The organism is Streptomyces sp. MUM 203J (assembly GCF_022414595.1).
Taxonomy (GTDB): domain Bacteria; phylum Actinomycetota; class Actinomycetes; order Streptomycetales; family Streptomycetaceae; genus Streptomyces.
On the sequence record NZ_JADWYO010000060.1, the window covers coordinates 1 to 16643 of the forward strand.

General features: G+C 71.7%; 16 protein-coding genes and 1 riboswitch. Of the genes, 10 read left to right on the forward strand and 6 right to left on the reverse strand.

The window, feature by feature from the left end; translation table 11 throughout:
- Window positions 1–320 precede the first annotated feature (320 nt).
- The gene (locus I3F58_RS23945; RefSeq protein WP_240110747.1) at window positions 321–851 is read right to left on the reverse strand and encodes a M23 family metallopeptidase; all 531 of its coding nucleotides are present in this window, start codon (window positions 849–851) and stop codon (window positions 321–323) included.
- 258 nt (window positions 852–1109) lie between these two features.
- Here I3F58_RS23945 and rpsB point away from each other — a divergent pair, with 258 nt between their 5' ends.
- The 10 genes from rpsB (at window position 1110) to I3F58_RS23995 (ending at window position 11819) form a co-directional block, all read left to right on the forward strand.
- Window positions 1110–2000, forward strand: coding sequence for a 30S ribosomal protein S2 (gene rpsB, locus I3F58_RS23950; RefSeq protein ID WP_240110748.1), 891 nt, complete (start codon window positions 1110–1112; stop codon window positions 1998–2000).
- Window positions 2001–2119: 119 nt separating this feature from the next.
- Window positions 2120–2956, forward strand: a complete 837-nt coding sequence (tsf, locus tag I3F58_RS23955; protein ID WP_240110749.1) for a translation elongation factor Ts — start codon at window positions 2120–2122, stop codon at window positions 2954–2956.
- Between the two features lie 175 nt (window positions 2957–3131).
- Entirely contained in the window at window positions 3132–3896 is a 765-nt protein-coding gene (pyrH, locus tag I3F58_RS23960; protein WP_240110750.1) for a UMP kinase, read from the forward strand.
- A 133-nt stretch (window positions 3897–4029) separates the two neighbouring features.
- Window positions 4030–4587: a ribosome recycling factor gene (gene frr, locus I3F58_RS23965; protein WP_240110751.1), complete on the forward strand. Its 558-nt coding sequence runs from the start codon at window positions 4030–4032 to the stop codon at window positions 4585–4587.
- Window positions 4587–5636, forward strand: a complete 1050-nt coding sequence (locus I3F58_RS23970; RefSeq protein ID WP_240110752.1) for a phosphatidate cytidylyltransferase — start codon at window positions 4587–4589, stop codon at window positions 5634–5636. The genes frr and I3F58_RS23970 overlap by 1 nt, the downstream gene beginning before the upstream one ends.
- An 88-nt stretch (window positions 5637–5724) precedes the next feature.
- Complete coding sequence (gene rlmN, locus I3F58_RS23975; RefSeq protein WP_240110753.1) at window positions 5725–6870, forward strand: 23S rRNA (adenine(2503)-C(2))-methyltransferase RlmN; 1146 nt, start codon at window positions 5725–5727, stop codon at window positions 6868–6870.
- Between the two features lie 35 nt (window positions 6871–6905).
- Window positions 6906–7015, forward strand: a riboswitch (TPP riboswitch).
- Between the two features lie 83 nt (window positions 7016–7098).
- Window positions 7099–8208, forward strand: coding sequence for a thiamine ABC transporter substrate binding subunit (locus I3F58_RS23980; RefSeq protein ID WP_240110754.1), 1110 nt, complete (start codon window positions 7099–7101; stop codon window positions 8206–8208).
- 38 nt (window positions 8209–8246) lie between these two features.
- Entirely contained in the window at window positions 8247–9881 is a 1635-nt protein-coding gene (locus I3F58_RS23985; protein ID WP_240110755.1) for an iron ABC transporter permease, read from the forward strand.
- A 14-nt stretch (window positions 9882–9895) separates the two neighbouring features.
- The gene (locus I3F58_RS23990; protein ID WP_240110779.1) at window positions 9896–10936 is read left to right on the forward strand and encodes an ABC transporter ATP-binding protein; all 1041 of its coding nucleotides are present in this window, start codon (window positions 9896–9898) and stop codon (window positions 10934–10936) included.
- A 79-nt stretch (window positions 10937–11015) separates the two neighbouring features.
- Complete coding sequence (locus I3F58_RS23995; protein WP_240110756.1) at window positions 11016–11819, forward strand: maleylpyruvate isomerase family mycothiol-dependent enzyme; 804 nt, start codon at window positions 11016–11018, stop codon at window positions 11817–11819.
- A gap of 16 nt (window positions 11820–11835) precedes the next feature.
- Here I3F58_RS23995 and I3F58_RS29475 read toward each other — a convergent pair whose 3' ends face one another.
- The 5 genes from I3F58_RS29475 to I3F58_RS24015 form a co-directional block, all read right to left on the reverse strand.
- On the reverse strand, window positions 11836–11964 hold the full coding sequence (locus tag I3F58_RS29475; RefSeq protein ID WP_275678877.1) for a hypothetical protein: 129 nt from the start codon (window positions 11962–11964) through the stop codon (window positions 11836–11838).
- Between the two features lie 213 nt (window positions 11965–12177).
- Entirely contained in the window at window positions 12178–13605 is a 1428-nt protein-coding gene (locus I3F58_RS24000) for a hypothetical protein (protein ID WP_240110757.1), read from the reverse strand.
- Window positions 13587–14417, reverse strand: a complete 831-nt coding sequence (locus I3F58_RS24005; RefSeq protein ID WP_240110758.1) for an ABC transporter ATP-binding protein — start codon at window positions 14415–14417, stop codon at window positions 13587–13589. Before I3F58_RS24005 ends, I3F58_RS24000 begins: the two co-directional genes overlap by 19 nt.
- A gap of 247 nt (window positions 14418–14664) precedes the next feature.
- A complete protein-coding gene (locus tag I3F58_RS24010) occupies window positions 14665–16053 on the reverse strand; it encodes an aspartate aminotransferase family protein (protein WP_308355060.1) in 1389 nt (462 codons plus the stop codon).
- Entirely contained in the window at window positions 16038–16550 is a 513-nt protein-coding gene (locus I3F58_RS24015) for an Lrp/AsnC family transcriptional regulator (RefSeq protein WP_240110759.1), read from the reverse strand. The genes I3F58_RS24010 and I3F58_RS24015 overlap by 16 nt, the downstream gene beginning before the upstream one ends.
- Between the last annotated feature and the right edge of the window lie 93 nt (window positions 16551–16643).

Here is a 16643-nt window from a genome sequence, read left to right on the forward strand (position 1 = left end):
CCTCACCCATTTCAAGATCGATCAGCCGTGAGCCCTGTCACCGTCCACAACCTCCCGGGACAGAACAGCTAGGGCGAGGTTCCCCGCCGCTTGCTGCCGCCGTCGGACCACAGGTCCAGGGGAGGCGGGGTGGTGCCGTGCCGTCGAGGCCCCGAGGGGTGCGGTGTGATGCGGAGCGGGCGTCGGACGGTGCGGGTGGCGGACGGTGCGGGTGGCGGCACGACTGCCCCGCTCCGCTCTGTGCCGGTCGCGCGACCGCAGGCGTGACGCTGGTGCTGCGCCTGCGCGATGCCCGTACGGGTGGTTCGGGCGCGGGTCCGTCAGGCGGCCGACCGGACCGGTCCCGGTGGCAGCAGCCTCGACGGCGCGCGTCGGAGCAGGGAGGGCGGGAGGAGAGCCAGGGGGTTCAGATAGGTGTCGCCTCGGCGTAGCCCCCAGTGGAGGCAGGCGGCGGCGCAGTGGGAGGCGCGGTCGTCGGCGGTGAGAGCCACCACCTCGCCCGTCCGGACCTGCGCGCCGGTGGCGGTCCGGGGGCGCACGGGTTCGTAGGTGATGCGAAGCGGGGTGGTGCCCTCGGGGGCCGGGAGGGTGATGGTCAGGACGCCTCGGCCGCCGACAGGCCCGGCGAAGGTGACCCTGCCGCCGGCGGCTGCGCGGACCGGGGTGCCGGGAGGGGCGGCCAGGTCGACGCCGCGATGGCCTGCCGCATACGGGGTGGCGGGTGGCTGCCAGCCGCGTACCAGGGGCGGCCGGGGCGGGCCCAGCGGCCAGACCGCCGTCGGGGAGGCCGGCGGCGGGGCGGGGAGGAGGAGCGGGGCCAGCAGGACCGGGGCCAGGACGTTCGGGTTCATGGGCGGCAGTGTGGCGGGAACCGGGCGAGCGCGCTGATCCCGGTCGGAAACTGTGGACAACGGGCCGCTTGTGGACAGCGCCGTCACCCAGTGGTGTCCGGGTCCCGTACACTTCTGCTGGCGGCCCGGGTCACCGGGTCGACTTCGCACGCCCCGCCACCGGCCTCTCTGGCCGAGGCAGCGCTCATCGGTCCCCCCTCGGGGGCGCAGCGCGTCGGGGCGTCAGGAAACAACCGAGAAACTCAAGGAGATACGGCCATGGCCGTCGTCACGATGCGGGAGCTGCTGGAGAGCGGCGTCCACTTCGGTCACCAGACCCGTCGCTGGAACCCGAAGATGAAGCGCTTCATCTTCACCGAGCGCAACGGCATCTACATCATCGACCTGCTCCAGTCGCTGTCGTACATCGACCGCGCCTACGAGTTCGTCAAGGAGACCGTCGCCCACGGCGGCTCCATCATGTTCGTCGGCACGAAGAAGCAGGCGCAGGAGGCCATCGCGGAGCAGGCCACCCGCGTCGGCATGCCCTACGTCAACCAGCGCTGGCTGGGCGGCATGCTCACCAACTTCTCCACCGTCTACAAGCGCCTTCAGCGTCTGAAGGAGCTTGAGGCGATCGACTTCGAGGACGTCGCCGCGTCCGGCCTCACGAAGAAGGAGCTGCTGGTCCTCTCGCGCGAGAAGGCCAAGCTGGAGAAGACCCTCGGCGGTATCCGCGACATGCAGAAGGTGCCCAGCGCCGTCTGGATCGTGGACACCAAGAAGGAGCACATCGCCGTCGGCGAGGCGCGCAAGCTCAACATCCCGGTCGTCGCGATCCTCGACACCAACTGCGACCCGGACGAGGTCGACTACAAGATCCCGGGCAACGACGACGCGATCCGCTCCGTCACCCTGCTCACCCGTGTGATCGCGGACGCCGTCGCCGAGGGCCTCATCGCCCGTTCCGGTGCCGCCGCCGGTGACACCAAGCCGGGTGACAAGGCCGCCGGTGAGCCGCTCGCGGAGTGGGAGCGCGACCTGCTCGAGGGCGAGAAGAAGGCCGACGCCGAGAAGCCGGCCGAGGCCCCGGCCGCCGACGCCGCCGCCGAGAAGCCGGCCGAGGCCCCGGCTGCCGAGGCCCCGGCCGCCGAGGCCGAGCAGGCCTGACCCAGCGGGTTCACCGTCACACCGTGACCGGACCGGCCGGGTCGGCTGGTCCGGTCACGGTGTGGAACGGAAACTCTTCGTAGATCGATCCTCCAGACTTCGAGAGAGATTCACAGATCATGGCGAACTACACCGCCGCTGATGTCAAGAAGCTCCGTGAGCTCACCGGCGCGGGCATGATGGACTGCAAGAAGGCGCTGGACGAGGCCGAGGGCAACGTCGACAAGGCCGTCGAGGCGCTGCGCATCAAGGGCCAGAAGGGTGTCGCCAAGCGCGAGGGCCGCTCGGCCGAGAACGGCGCCATCGTCTCCCAGCTCGCGGACGACAGCACCTCCGGTGTCATCGTCGAGCTGAAGTGCGAGACGGACTTCGTCGCCAAGGGTGAGAAGTTCCAGGCCGTCGCCAACGCCATCGCGGACCACGTCGCGAAGACGCAGCCCGCCGACATCGAGGCCCTGCTCGCCTCCGAGATCGAGGCCGGCAAGACCGTCCAGGCGTTCGTCGACGAGGCCAACGCCAACCTGGGCGAGAAGATCGTCCTGGACCGCTTCGCGCAGTTCTCCGGCGGCTACGTCACCGCCTACATGCACCGCACGATGCCCGACCTGCCGCCGCAGATCGGTGTCCTCGTCGAGTTCGACAAGGAGAACGCCGAGGTCGCCAAGGGCATCGCCCAGCACATCGCCGCCTTCGCGCCGAAGTACCTCTCCAAGGAGGACGTCCCGGCCGAGGTCGTCGAGGCCGAGCGCCGCGTCGCCGAGGAGACCACCCGCGCCGAGGGCAAGCCCGAGGCCGCGCTGCCGAAGATCGTCGAGGGCCGTCTCAACGGCTTCTTCAAGGACGCGACGCTGCTCGGCCAGCCGTACGCGCTCGACAACAAGAAGTCCGTCCAGAAGGTCCTGGACGAGGCCGGTGTCACCCTGAAGCGCTTCGCCCGCATCAAGGTCGGCATCTGAGTCCCGTACGGGACTCACGTCCGTACGCCACGGACACCGGACCCCGGTAGGGTCGGAAGCAGTCGGCGGCGCGCAGGTGCCGGACGACCGCAGATCTGACGAGGAGGCCATTGCCGCAAGGGACACCCACACCCCCGGCAATGGCCTTCTTCGTATGTGCACGAGGAGAGCTCCAATGAACCAGGGCGCCGCACAGGGCGACGACAACACCGGTAAAAAGTCCGGACGCTTCCTGCTGAAGCTGTCCGGCGAGGCGTTCGCCGGCGGCGGAGGCCTCGGCGTCGACCCCGACGTCGTGCACGCCATGGCGCGTGAGATCGCCGCGGTGGTCCGCGACGGCGCGCAGATCGCGGTCGTGATCGGCGGCGGCAACTTCTTCCGCGGTGCCGAACTCCAGCAGCGCGGTATGGACCGGGCCCGCTCGGACTATATGGGCATGCTCGGCACGGTCATGAACTGCCTCGCCCTCCAGGACTTCCTGGAGAAGGAGGGCATCCAGTCCCGTGTCCAGACCGCCATCACCATGGGCCAGGTCGCGGAGCCGTACATCCCGCTGCGCGCGGTGAGGCACCTCGAGAAGGGCCGCGTCGTGATCTTCGGTGCGGGCATGGGCATGCCGTACTTCTCCACCGACACCACGGCCGCCCAGCGTGCCCTGGAGATCGATGCCGAAGCCCTCCTCATGGGCAAGAACGGGGTCGACGGGGTCTACGACTCCGACCCGAAGACCAACCCGGACGCGGTGAAGTTCGACGCCCTCGGCTACGGCGAGGTGATCGCCCGCGACCTGAAGGTCGCGGACGCCACGGCCATCACCCTCTGCCGCGACAACAAGCTGCCGATCCTCGTCTTCGAACTGCTCGCGGAGGGCAATATCGCGCGCGCCGTGAAGGGTGAGAAGATCGGCACGCTCGTGAGCGACCAGGGCACCCGGCACTGACATCCGGGTCGCCCCGCCCGGGGATGGACAAAGCCCTGCCGGTCGGACACCGTGCAGGGGTACCAGACGCGACGCAGGTTCCGCGGCCGTCGAGCACGCCGGGGACTGACCACACGACACGCAGGAGCAAGTGGTGATCGAAGAGACCCTCCTCGAAGCCGAGGAGAAGATGGAGAAGGCCGTCCTGGTCGCCAAGGAGGACTTCGCCGCGATCCGTACGGGGCGTGCACACCCGGCCATGTTCAACAAGATCGTGGCCGAGTACTACGGCGCGCCCACGCCGATCAACCAGCTGGCCTCCTTCTCGGTACCGGAGCCGCGCATGGCCGTGGTGACCCCGTTCGACAAGACCGCGCTCCGCAACATCGAGCAGGCGATCCGCGACTCCGACCTCGGCGTCAACCCGACGAACGACGGCAGCATCATCCGGGTGGTCTTCCCCGAGCTGACCGAGGAGCGCCGCCGCGAGTACATCAAGGTCGCCAAGGGCAAGGGCGAGGACGCCAAGGTGTCCATCCGCGCCGTGCGCCGTAAGGCCAAGGACTCGATCGACAAGCTCGTCAAGGACGGCGAGGTCGGGGAGGACGAGGGCCGCCGCGCGGAGAAGGAGCTCGACGACACCACCGCGAAGTACGTCGCGCAGGTGGACGAGCTGCTCAAGCACAAGGAAGCCGAGCTGCTCGAGGTCTGATGAACGACGCTTCCCGGGGGGCCCCGCCGGCAGGCGGATACGGGGGCCTGCCCGACCAGGGGCTCGCCTCGGCGGTCCCGGCGGGCCCCACCTACGACAGTGACCGGGGGGCCGCTCGCCTGAGCGGTCCCCTGTTCCATGACGAAACGCCGCAGGAGCCCATGCCGCCCTCGGAACCACCGGAGCCCTCCGCCCCGCAGCCCCGCGCGTCGAGGAAGCAGCAGAGGGAGAGGAAACAGGCCGGACGGGACCTGCGTGCCGCCATAGGGGTCGGGATCGGCCTCGGCGCGGTCATCATCGCCTCGCTGTTCATCTGGAAGGCCGCTTTCGTCGGGGTGATCGCGGTCGCCGTCGTCGTCGGCCTGTGGGAGCTGACCTCCCGGCTCAAGGAGCGCAAGGGCATCAAGGCGCCCCTCGTCCCGCTCGCCGTCGGCGGTGCCGCCATGGTCGTCGCCGGGTACGTGGGGGGAGCGGAGGGCGCCTGGGTCGCGATGGCGCTGACGGCGCTGGCCGTCCTCGTCTGGCGGATGACCGAGCCGCCCCAGGACTATCTGCGGGACGTCACCGCCGGAGTGTTCGCCGCGTTCTACGTGCCGTTCCTCGCGACGTTCGTGGCGCTGCTGCTCGCCGCCGACGACGGGCCGTGGCGGGTCCTCACCTTCCTGGTGCTGACCATCGTCAGCGACACCGGCGCGTACGCGGTGGGCTGGAGGCTCGGCAGGAACAAGCTGGCCCCGCGGATCAGCCCCGGCAAGACCCGCGAGGGACTGTTCGGCGCGGTCGCGTTCGCCATGGTGGCCGGGGCGCTGTGCCTGCAGTTCCTCATCGACGGCGGCACGTGGTGGCAGGGCCTCCTCGTCGGTCTCGCCGTCGCGGTCAGTGCGACCCTCGGAGACCTCGGGGAGTCGATGATCAAGCGCGATCTCGGCATCAAGGACATGGGCACCCTGCTCCCCGGGCACGGCGGCATCATGGACCGGCTGGACTCGCTGCTGCCGACGGCGCCGGTGGTGTGGCTGCTGCTGGTGCTGTTCGTCGGAGCCGGATAGGCGGCTGACCTGCTGTCCCGTAGGTGAAGGGCTCGTTGTCCACAGGGCGGCGGGCCCTTCCCCGTACGTCTGCGACACTGGTACCACCATGCCCAAGCCCGGAGAACTCACTTTTGTCGCCCCCCGCGGAGCCAAGAAGCCCCCGCGGCACCTCGCTGACCTCACGCCCGCCGAGCGCAAGGACGCCGTCGCGGCGATCGGTGAGAAGCCGTTCCGCGCCAAGCAGCTGTCCCAGCACTACTTCGCGCGGTTCGCCCACGATCCCGCCGAGTGGACCGACATCCCCGCCGCGTCCCGCGAGCGGCTCGCCGGTGAACTGCTCCCGGAGCTGATGACCGTCGTCCGGCACATCTCCTGCGACGACGACACCACCCGTAAGACCCTGTGGCGGCTCCACGACGGCACGCTCGTCGAGTCCGTGCTGATGCGCTACCCCGACCGGGTCACCATGTGCATCTCCTCACAGGCCGGCTGCGGCATGAACTGCCCGTTCTGTGCGACCGGCCAGGCCGGGCTCGACCGGAACCTCTCGACCGCCGAGATCGTGCACCAGATCGTCGAGGGCATGCGTGACCTCCGCGACGGGGCCTTCGGAGGGTCCGCGGGGCCGTCGCCCGAGGGAGCGGACGGTCCCGGCGGCCCGGCCCGGCTGTCGAACATCGTCTTCATGGGCATGGGCGAGCCGCTCGCCAACTACAACCGTGTGGTCGGCGCCATCCGCCGGCTCACCGACCCCGAGCCCGACGGCCTCGGCCTCTCGCAGCGCGGCATCACCGTCTCCACCGTCGGCCTGGTCCCCGCCATGCTGCGGTTCGCGGACGAGGGCTTCAAATGCCGCCTCGCGGTGTCCCTGCACGCCCCGGACGACGAGCTGCGCGACACCCTCGTCCCGGTCAACACGCGCTGGAAGGTCCGCGAGGTCCTCGACGCCGCCTGGGAGTACGGAGAGAAGTCCGGTCGCCGCATCTCCATCGAGTACGCGCTGATCCGCGACATCAACGACCAGGCCTGGCGCGGCGACCTCCTCGGCCGCCTCCTCAAGGGCCGCCGGGTGCACGTCAACCTGATCCCGCTGAACCCGACGCCCGGCTCCAAGTGGACGGCTTCCCGGCCTGAGGACGAGAAGGCGTTCATCGAGGCCATCGCCGCGCATGGTGTCCCCGTGACCGTCCGCGACACCCGCGGCCAGGAGATCGACGGGGCCTGCGGACAGCTCGCCGCCGCCGAGCGGTAACCTGTGCGCCGTACATCCGTACAACCGCATATGCATTGTTCCGACAGGGGAGCGCCACAGCGCTGAGAGTGCGGTGCCGTCAGACCGCAGACCCTCTGAACCTCGCCCAGGTCATTCTGGGTAGGGAGTTCGGTCGTTACTCGAGCTGTTGCGCCCCGCCCGCAGCCGCCCCGTCGGCGGCTGCGGGCGGGGCCGCGTCTCTTCCTGGTCACCCCAGGAGGAATCTCAGTGAGCACCACCAAGAAGATCACCGTGGCCGCGGTCGCCGCCGCTCTCGGTGTCACCACCCTGGCCGCCTGCGGCGGCAAGGACTCCGGCTCCGGCGCGGGAACCGGCACCGAGGACGGCGGGACGGGCTCCAAGACCGTCACCCTCGTCAGCCACGACTCCTTCGTCGCCTCCGACGACGTCCTGAAGGAGTTCACCCGCCGGACCGGCTACACCGTCAAGGTCCTCAAGAGCGGCGACGCCGGTGAGGCCGTCAACAAGGCCGTCCTCACCAAGGGCGCCCCGCAGGGCGACGTCTTCTTCGGCGTTGACAACACCCTGCTCTCCCGCGCCCTCGACAACGGGGTCTTCGAGCCGTACGAGGCGAAGGGGCTGGACCGGGTCGACGACGCCGTCCAGCTCGACCGGGGCGGGCACCGGGTCACGCCCGTCGATTTCGGTGACATCTGCGTCAATTACGACAAGAAGTACTTCGCGGACAAGAAGCTCGCCCCGCCGCAGAGCTTCGAGGACCTGACCAGGCCCGCGTACAAGGACCTCCTCGTCGTGGAGAACCCCGAGCGCTCGTCACCCGGCCTCGGCTTCCTGCTCGGCACGGCCGCCGCGTCCGGCGACGAGGGCTGGCAGGACTACTGGAAGAAGCTGAAGGCGAACGGCGTCAAGGTCGTCGACAGCTGGGAGATCGCCTACAACCAGGAGTTCTCCGGCTCCTCCGGCGGCAAGCAGGCCAAGGCGGACCGGCCGCTCGTCGTCTCCTACGCCTCCAGCCCGCCCGCTGAGGTCCTCTACAGCGACCCCCAGCCGGCCGAGGCCCCGACCGGGGTCTCCACGGGCACCTGCTTCCGCCAGGTCGAGTTCGCCGGCCTGCTCAAGGGCGCGAAGAACACCGACGGCGGCAAGGCCCTCATCGACTTCCTGATCAGCAAGGAGTTCCAGGAGGACATGCCGCTCAACATGTTCGTGCACCCCGTCGTCGGGGATGCCGAGCTGCCCGAGCTGTTCACCAAGCACGGTGTGGTGATCGACAAGCCGCAGACCATGGCCCCCGAGAAGATCGCCGCGAACCGGGACCAGTGGATCCAGTCGTGGTCCTCGCTCGTTCTGAGGTAACCCCGCGGGACGTCCGCGCACGGCGCCGGGGAGGCGCCGTGCGCGTGGCGCTCGTCCTGCTGCCCGCCGTCTTCTTCGCCGTCTTCTTCGCGTACCCCGTCGCCGCCATCGTCGGCCGCGGGCTGAAGACCGGCGAAGGAGGCTGGCAGTTCGGCCGGTTCGGCGAGGTGCTGGCCCGGCCCGAGATCCTCGACGTGCTGTGGTTCACCACCTGGCAGGCCATGGCCTCCACCGTGCTCACCCTGCTCGTGGCGCTCCCCGGAGCGTATGTGTTCGCCCGCTACGACTTCCCCGGCAAACAGGTGCTGCGGGCGGTCGTCACCGTGCCGTTCGTCCTGCCGACCGTCGTCGTCGGCACCGCCTTCCTGGCCCTCGTCGGGCGCGGCGGGCTCCTCGACGAGCTGGGCGGCATCCGGCTCGACACGACCGTGTGGGCCATCCTCCTCGCCCACGTCTTCTTCAACTACGCCGTCGTCGTCCGTACCGTCGGCGGACTGTGGGCGCAGCTCGACCCCCGCCAGGAGGAGGCCGCACGGGTCCTGGGAGCCTCCCGGTTCGCGGCGTGGCGGCGGGTCACCCTGCCCGCGCTCGGCCCCGCCGTCGCGGCGGCCGGACTGATGGTGTTCCTCTTCACGTACACCTCGTTCGGTGTGATCGTGATCCTCGGCGGGCCCGGCTACCGCACACTGGAAGCGGAGATCTACCGGCAGACCGCGCAGCTCCTCGACCTGCCGACCGCCGCCGTCCTCACGCTCGTCCAGTTCGCGGCCGTCGCCGCAATCCTCGCCGTGCACGCCTGGACCGTGCGGCGCCGGGAGTCGGCGCTGCGGCTCGTCGACCCGGCGAGCACCGCGCGCCGGCCGCGAGGAGCGGGGCAGTGGGCACTGTTCGGCGGGGTCCTCGCATCCATCGTGCTGCTGCTTCTGCTGCCGCTCGGCGTGCTGGTCGCCCGCTCCCTCGACGCGGGCGGCGGGCTCGGCTACTACCGGGCGCTGATGTCCGTCGACGCGGGCGGCACCTTCGTGGTCCCGCCGCTGGAGGCTGTCGGGAACTCCCTGCGGTACGCGCTGGCCGCGACCGCCATCGCCGTACTCGTCGGCGGGCTGGCCGCGGCGGCGCTCACACGGCGGGCGGGCCGGTTCGTGCGGGGCTTCGACGCGCTGCTCATGCTGCCGCTGGGCGTGTCCGCCGTGACTGTCGGCTTCGGCTTCCTCATCGCGCTCGACGAGCCGCCGCTCGACCTCCGCCAGGAGTGGATCCTGGTGCCGCTCGCCCAGGCCCTGGTCGGGGTGCCCTTCGTGGTGCGGACCATGCTGCCCGTGCTGCGCGCGGTCGACGAGCGGCTGCGGGAGGCCGCCGCGGTGCTGGGCGCGTCGCCGCTGCGCGCCTGGCGGGAGGTGGACCTGCCGATGGTACGGAGAGCCCTGCTGGTCGCGGCCGGGTTCGCGTTCGCGGTGTCGCTGGGCGAGTTCGGCGCGACCGTGTTCATCGCCCGGGCCGACGCCCCCACCCTGCCGGTGGCCGTGGCCCGGCTGCTGGGGCGGCCCGGCGAACTCAACTACGGGCAGGCGATGGCCCTGTCCACGATCCTGATGGCGGTGTGCGCGGTGGCGCTGCTGCTGCTCGAACGCGTACGGACCGGTCGCACGGCGGCCGGTTCGGGGGAGTTCTGACGATGCCTCAGCCGATGCTGCAGCTGGACGCCGTGACCGTACGGTTCGGGGAGCGGGCCGCCCTGGACGCGGTGGACCTGACCGTGACCGACCACGAGATCGTGTGCGTCCTCGGGCCCAGCGGCAGCGGCAAGTCGACCCTGCTGCGCGTCGTGGCCGGGCTCCAGCACGCCGACACGGGCCGTGTCCGGCTGGGCGGTGCCGACCAGGCCGGGGTGCCCGTGCACCGGAGGGGCGTCGGGCTCATGTTCCAGGACCACCAGCTGTTCCCGCAGCGCGATGTCGGCGACAACGTCGCGTTCGGGCTGCGCATGCGGGGCGTGCCGCGCGCCGAACGTGCCGCGCGGGTCGCGGAACTGCTGGAGCTGGTCGGCCTGCCGGACGCCGAGCGGAGGGCGGTCGCCGCGCTGTCCGGCGGCGAGCAGCAGCGGGTCGCGCTGGCCCGGGCCCTGGCGCCGAGCCCCCGGCTGCTGATGCTGGACGAGCCGCTGGGGCAGCTCGACCGGGGGCTGCGGGAGCGGCTGGTCACCGAGCTGCGGTCGTTGTTCGGGCGGCTGGGCACGACCGTTCTGGCCGTCACCCACGACCAGGGCGAGGCGTTCGCGCTGGCCGACCGGGTCGTGGTGATGCGGGACGGGCGGATCGCCCAGGCCGGAACGCCGCTGGAGGTGTGGCGGCGGCCCGCGTCCGAGTTCGTGGCGAGGTTCCTGGGCTTCGACAACGTGGTGGCCGCGACGGTGAGCGGTGAGGCCGCGGACACGGTGTGGGGGAAGGTGCCGGTACCCGCGGGGACGGCGGGGGGCGCGGCCCGGCTGCTGGTGCGGCCCGCGGGGGTGCGGCTCGGGGACGCGGCCGAGGGCGTGCGCTGTGTGGTGGAGGCCCGGACGTTCCGGGGGCACCACGTGGCCGTGCTGCTGCGGCCGGAGGACCCGGCGGCGCCGCCGCTGGAGGCCGAGTGCGGGTTGCGGGAGGCCCCGGCGGTGGGGGCGGCGGTGGGCGTGACGTTCCTGGCGGACGAGGTGGTGGTGCTGGACGAGGAGGGGAACGGCGGTTGAGGTCCCGCCTGCTCCGTGCGGGGCGGGAGCGGGGGAAACCTCATGGCATCCGTGCACCGGCCCGCCTACAGTTCCCCGCATGGTGATCACCTACGAGCGGTACCTGGACCACATCAGCCGCCAGGTCGCCCAGCTCAGGGCCGTACTGGCCTCCGGGGCCGACCTCGCTGCGCGCGTTCCCACCTGCCCCGACTGGACGGTCGAGCAGCTGATACGGCACACCGGCGGCGCCCTGCGCTGGTCCGGGCACATCACGCGTACCCGCGCCCAGGAGCGGCCCCCCAACGAGGAGATCCCGGACGCGGACGGCCCCGGCCACGAGGGGGACCGGGAGGCTCTCGACGCCTGGCTGGCCGAGGCGGGCGAGAGCCTGGTCGCCGCGCTCCGCGAGGCCGGGTCCGGCACAGGCGTGTGGACCTGGGGCTGGGACCGGAGCACCGACTTCTGGGCCCGTCGCATGACCATGGAGGTCGCCGTCCACCGCGCCGATGCCGCCCTGGCCGCCGGACTGCCCTACGAGGTCGAGCCCGGGATCGCCGCCGACGCGGTCGACGAGTGGCTGCAGATCGTCCGCTACGCGCAGCGGATGCGGCCGGACGACGGCATGGCAGAACTGCGCGCCGCGCCCGGTGGGCCGGTCCGCACTCTCCACCTGCACGCCACCGACACCCCGTCCGGACTGGACGCCGAGTGGTTCATCGAGCTGACCGAGGACGGTGTCGCCTGGCGCCGCGGCCATGAGAAGGCCGATGCCGCCCTGCGCGGGCCGCTCACCGAGGTGCTGCTCGCGATCTACCGTCGCCGTCCGCTCGACTCCGGGCTTGTCGAGGTGCTGGGCGACCGGGAGCTGCTGGAGTTCTGGCTGAAGCGCGCCAGCTTCTGACCCGTCGCCGGACCGGTCAGGAGGCGGCGGAGCCCGGTCGCGGCAGGGGCTCCGGCGCCTGTTCCGCCGAGTCCAGCAGTGCGGCCCGGGACTTCAGGCCCCGCGCCCCGTCCGGCGGACGCAGTTCGCCCGGCGCCATCGGCACGGGCTCACCCCGCGGCGCGTGGCAACCGGGGCACGCTCTCGAAGACGTCCTGTACGGCGCCCACCACGCCAGGCGGACAGTGCAGCCCCCCGTGCGCCGGGCCTCCGGACCGTCCACGGGGGGCGTCGTCGGCGGTCCGGCCGAACGCCTCCGGTGTCCCGCTCGCCGGTGGACGCGCTCCACGCCGCCGCGACAACCGTGCCGTCGCCCCGGTCAGCCGGTGAGGGGCAGCGCGGCCAGGCCCGCGACCGCCCAGGTGAGCGGGGCGAACACGGCCAGCAGCACGCCGGTGCGGAGCAGAGCCGCGGAGCGCAGCAGTCCTGCGGGCGCGCCCAGCCGGATCAGCGCGGCCCGTGTGCTCGAGCGGACCTGGCGGGTCTCCAGGGCGGCGGTCAGTACGGTCGCGGCGGTACAGGCCAGCACCAGACAGGCGCCCAGCGAGGTCAGTGGCCCGTACGGGCGGGTGTCGGCCCGCGCGTACAGGGTGGCCGCCGTGAGTCCCAGCGCCACGACCCCGCACAGCACCCCGAGCGGACGGCCGATGCGCCGTGCCTCGTCCATCAGGGCGCGGCCGGCCAGGAGCCGGGTCGCGCCGGGACGGTACGCCTGGACGAGCCGCCCGCAGAGATGGGCGAGGCCCGGCCCGGCGACGGCCAGCCCGACTGCCGTGAGCGCCCAGCCGACGACCACGCCCACCGGGATGCCGGGCACGCCCCCGGGCAGCGGCAGCAGCACGGCCTCGGCCTCCCGTGCCCCGTACACCTCGACGGCCAGCCCCATGGCGATGAGCGCGACACCCCAGGGCAGGCCGGCCGGTGCGGGCGCCGGAGCGAAGGGGTCCCGGACCTCCGCCTCCGCGGGCCCCCCGTCACGCCCGGTCCCGGCGCCGGTACGTCCCCCGCCGCCCCGCCGGAACCGCGCGGGACTCCGGCTCTCGGCAACCGCACCCGCGGCATCCGGAGTCGCGGCGCCGCCGGCATCCCCGGCTCCACCGGAAGTCCTGGGACCGCCGGGCGCGCGCCCGGCCCAGGCCGAAGGAACGCCGCCGACGGACGCCCCGCTGCCGGGTGACGTGCCGGCCTCCGCCTCGGCCGGGCTCCCGGCCCGTGGCCGTCCGCGCCGCCGTCCCGTCCCGCGCGGGCGGAGCGTCAGCGCCACCGCCGCCGAGGCGGCCACTGGTGTGACGGCCAGCAGCGTGAGCGCGGCCGGCACCGGCAACGCCTGTCCGGCGGCCAGCAGTTCGGCCGCCGCGTTGTCGAAGGGCAGTCCCGTCAGGTCGCCCCGCAGATGCAGGTACACCAGCAGCGCCAGGGCGGAGCCGAGGACCGAGGAGACCGCGGTGGACGCGGCGGCGATCGCGGCCAGCCGACCGGGCCCGAGGCCGAGGGACGACAGACCGGGCCTGGGCCGGGTGCTCGGGTCCGTACGGGCCACCGCGACCGCCAGGTACACGGTCGCGGCCAGCGGCAGGGCACACCAGGCCAGCCGTACCACGGAGCCGGTGGACCGGTCGGGGTGCGCCACCGCGTACCCCAGCGCGCACAGCAGCAGGAATCCCACGCCCGCCGACGCGGCGGTGACCAGCAGCCGCCGGGCCAGGACCAGGGGGTGGGCGGCGCGGGCTAGACGGAGAGCGAGCACGCGTCGCGGCCCTCCGCTCCGTCCAGCCCCCCGAGCCTGTCGGCGGCGGCATCGGTTTCCGGGCCCGCGTCGGCCGCTGCTCCGCCGTCCTCGGCGGCGAGGAGGCCCGCCGCCTGGTGGACGTACGCGTCCATGGAACCCACGCGCCGCCCGTCGACCAGCGCGATCACCCGGTCTGCGATCCCTGCCACCGCCTCGTCGTGGGTCGCGAGTACGACGGTGATGCGGTGAGAGCGGGCCGCCGCGGTCAGGGTGCGCAGCACCAGCGACCGGTCGGCCTGGTGGAGGCACGCGGTGGGCTCGTCCGCGAACAGCACGGTCGGATCCGCCACCAGCGCGCGGGCGACGGCGACGCGCTGCCGCTCGGACTGGAGCAGCGCGTGCGGGCGGCGGGTGGCGCAGGGACCTGCGTCGAGCCGCTCCAGCCACTCCAGGGCGGTGGACTTGGCCGCCCGGTGCGAGCAGCCGCGCAGCAGCAGGGGCAGGGCGGCGTTCTCCCAGGCGGTCAGCTCGGGCAGCAGGGTGGGCTCGGGATCGATCCAGCCGAACCGGTCGCGGCGCAGCCGCTCGCGCTGGAGGGGGCCCATGGTGTGGACGGGCGCGCTGTTGAACCAGACCTCGCCGTCCTGGGGGGCGAGCTGGCCGGACAGGCAGTGCAGCAGCGTCGTCTTGCCGCTGCCGCGCGGGCCGTGCACGGCGAGGACCTCGCCCTCTCGCACGCCGACGGAGACGCCGCTGAGCGCCGGGGAGCCGTGGTGTGTGTGGTGCAGCGAGCGCGCCCACAGTACGTCGTTGTCCGGCGGGGCCACCATCGCAGAAAACACCTCAGATCAGATCAGAGCGTGCCATGTCCCCCCATATTCCACGAACCCCCCCGAACCAGTCGGAACATAACACGCGGCTCATCGGCGCCCAACGCGGTTGTACGGCAACAGGAAACGGCCGTGGCCCGGATGCACCCGTACGGGTGAGTCCGGGCCACGGCCAGACCGACGTGCGACGTCGGGCGGGGCCGAGCCGGCGGTGAGGGAGGGTTCCGGCGCGGGTCCCGTCGGGAGATCAGAGCTTGGTCCACGCCTCCGTCAGGGTCGCGCGGAGGATCTGCTCGATCTCGTCGAACGTCGACTGGTCGGAGATCAGCGGCGGGGCCAGCTGGATGACCGGGTCGCCGCGGTCGTCTGCCCGGCAGTACAGACCGTTGTCGAAGAGCGCCTTGGAGAGGAAGCCGTACAGGACGCGCTCGGTCTCCTCCTCGTTGAAGGACTCCTTGGTGGCCTTGTCCTTGACCAGCTCGATCCCGTAGAAGAAGCCGTTGCCGCGGACGTCGCCGACGATCGGAAGGTCGTGCAGCTTCTCCAGGGTGGCCCGGAAGGCGCCCTCGTTGTCGAGGACGTGCTGGTTGAGGTTCTCGCGCTCGAACAGGTCGAGGTTGGCGAGGCCCACGGCCGCGGAGACCGGGTGGCCGCCGAAGGTGTAGCCGTGCAGGAAGGTGTTGTCGCCCTTGTAGAACGGCTCTGCGAGGCGGTCGGAGACGATGCACGCGCCGATCGGGGAGTACCCGGACGTCATGCCCTTCGCGCAGGTGATCATGTCCGGCACATAGCCGAACTTGTCGCACGCGAAGGTGGTCCCGAGGCGGCCGAAGGCACAGATGACCTCGTCGGAGACGAGCAGCACGTCGTACCTGTCGCAGATCTCGCGGACCCGCTGGAAGTAGCCGGGCGGCGGCGGGAAGCAGCCGCCGGCGTTCTGCACCGGCTCCAGGAACACCGCGGCGACGGTGTCCGGGCCCTCGAAGAGGATCTGCTGCTCGATCTGGTCGGCGGCCCAGCGGCCGAAGGCCTCCGGGTCGTCACCGAAGAGCGGGGCGCGGTAGATGTTGGTGTTAGGCACCTTGTGCGCGCCGGGCACCAGCGGCTCGAAGGGGGCCTTCAGGCCGGGCAGGCCGGTGATGGACAGGGCGCCCTGCGGGGTGCCGTGGTAGGCGACGGCCCGCGAGATCACCTTGTGCTTGGTGGGCTTGCCGACCAGCTTGAAGTACTGCTTGGCCAGCTTCCACGCGGTCTCGACGGCCTCGCCGCCACCCGTCGTGAAGAACACCTTGTTCAGGTCGCCCGGGGCCTCGTTCGCGAGCCGCTCGGCCAGCTCGACGGCCTTCGGGTGGGCGTACGACCACACCGGGAAGAACGCCAGCTCCTGCGCCTGCTTGGACGCGGTCTCGGCCAGCTCGTGACGCCCGTGGCCCGCCTGGACCACGAACAGGCCGGCGAGCCCGTCGAGGTAGCGCTTGCCCCGGTCGTCGTAGATGTAGGTGCCCTCACCGCGGACGATGGTCGGGACGGGGCTGTTCTCGTACGACGACATGCGGGTGAAGTGCATCCACAGGTGGTCGTAGGCGGACTTTGACAGGTCGCTGCGGGAGTTGCTCACGGCTATCGGGTTCCCCACATATAGGTCTGCTTCTTGAGCTTGAGGTAGACGAAGCTCTCGGTGGAGCGCACGCCGGGGAGGGTGCGGACGCGCTTGTTGATCACATCCAGCAGGTGGTCGTCGTCCTCGCAGACGATCTCCACCATGAGGTCGAACGAGCCCGCGGTCAGCACCACGTACTCGCACTCGGGCATGGCCGTCAGCGCGTCCGCCACCGGGTCCACGTCGCCCTCGACGTTGATGCCGAGCATCGCCTGGCGGCGGAAGCCCACGGTGAGCGGGTCCGTCACGGCGACGATCTGCATCACGCCCTGGTCCAGGAGCTTCTGGACCCGCTGCCGCACGGCCGCCTCCGACAGGCCCACGGCCTTGCCGATCGCGGCGTACGGACGGCGTCCGTCCTCCTGGAGCTGTTCGATGATCGCCAGGGACACGGCGTCGACCGAGGGGTTCGATCCGTTGCTGCCCCTGGGGCTGGACTCTGCGCTTCGACTGGCCACGACTTCACTGTGCACCGAGTCTCGTCAATCTGGCAACCCCAGATTGATGAAATTCGTTGTTGCAGGGTCGTGATCTCACTGAATCCGAAGTTGTGGGGGGTCGGGCCT

Excerpts from the sequence above, each read along its gene's own strand:
- I3F58_RS23945 (WP_240110747.1), bottom strand. The coding sequence starts at position 851 with ATGAACCCGAACGTCCTGGCCCCGGTCCTGCTGGCCCCGCTCCTCCTC.
- rpsB (WP_240110748.1), top strand. The coding sequence starts at position 1,110 with ATGGCCGTCGTCACGATGCGGGAGCTGCTGGAGAGCGGCGTCCACTTC.
- tsf (WP_240110749.1), top strand. The coding sequence starts at position 2,120 with ATGGCGAACTACACCGCCGCTGATGTCAAGAAGCTCCGTGAGCTCACC.
- pyrH (WP_240110750.1), top strand. The coding sequence starts at position 3,132 with ATGAACCAGGGCGCCGCACAGGGCGACGACAACACCGGTAAAAAGTCC.
- I3F58_RS23970 (WP_240110752.1), top strand. The coding sequence starts at position 4,587 with ATGAACGACGCTTCCCGGGGGGCCCCGCCGGCAGGCGGATACGGGGGC.
- rlmN (WP_240110753.1), top strand. The coding sequence starts at position 5,725 with ATGCCCAAGCCCGGAGAACTCACTTTTGTCGCCCCCCGCGGAGCCAAG.
- I3F58_RS23990 (WP_240110779.1), top strand. The coding sequence starts at position 9,896 with ATGCTGCAGCTGGACGCCGTGACCGTACGGTTCGGGGAGCGGGCCGCC.
- I3F58_RS23995 (WP_240110756.1), top strand. The coding sequence starts at position 11,016 with ATGGTGATCACCTACGAGCGGTACCTGGACCACATCAGCCGCCAGGTC.
- I3F58_RS24005 (WP_240110758.1), bottom strand. The coding sequence starts at position 14,417 with ATGGTGGCCCCGCCGGACAACGACGTACTGTGGGCGCGCTCGCTGCAC.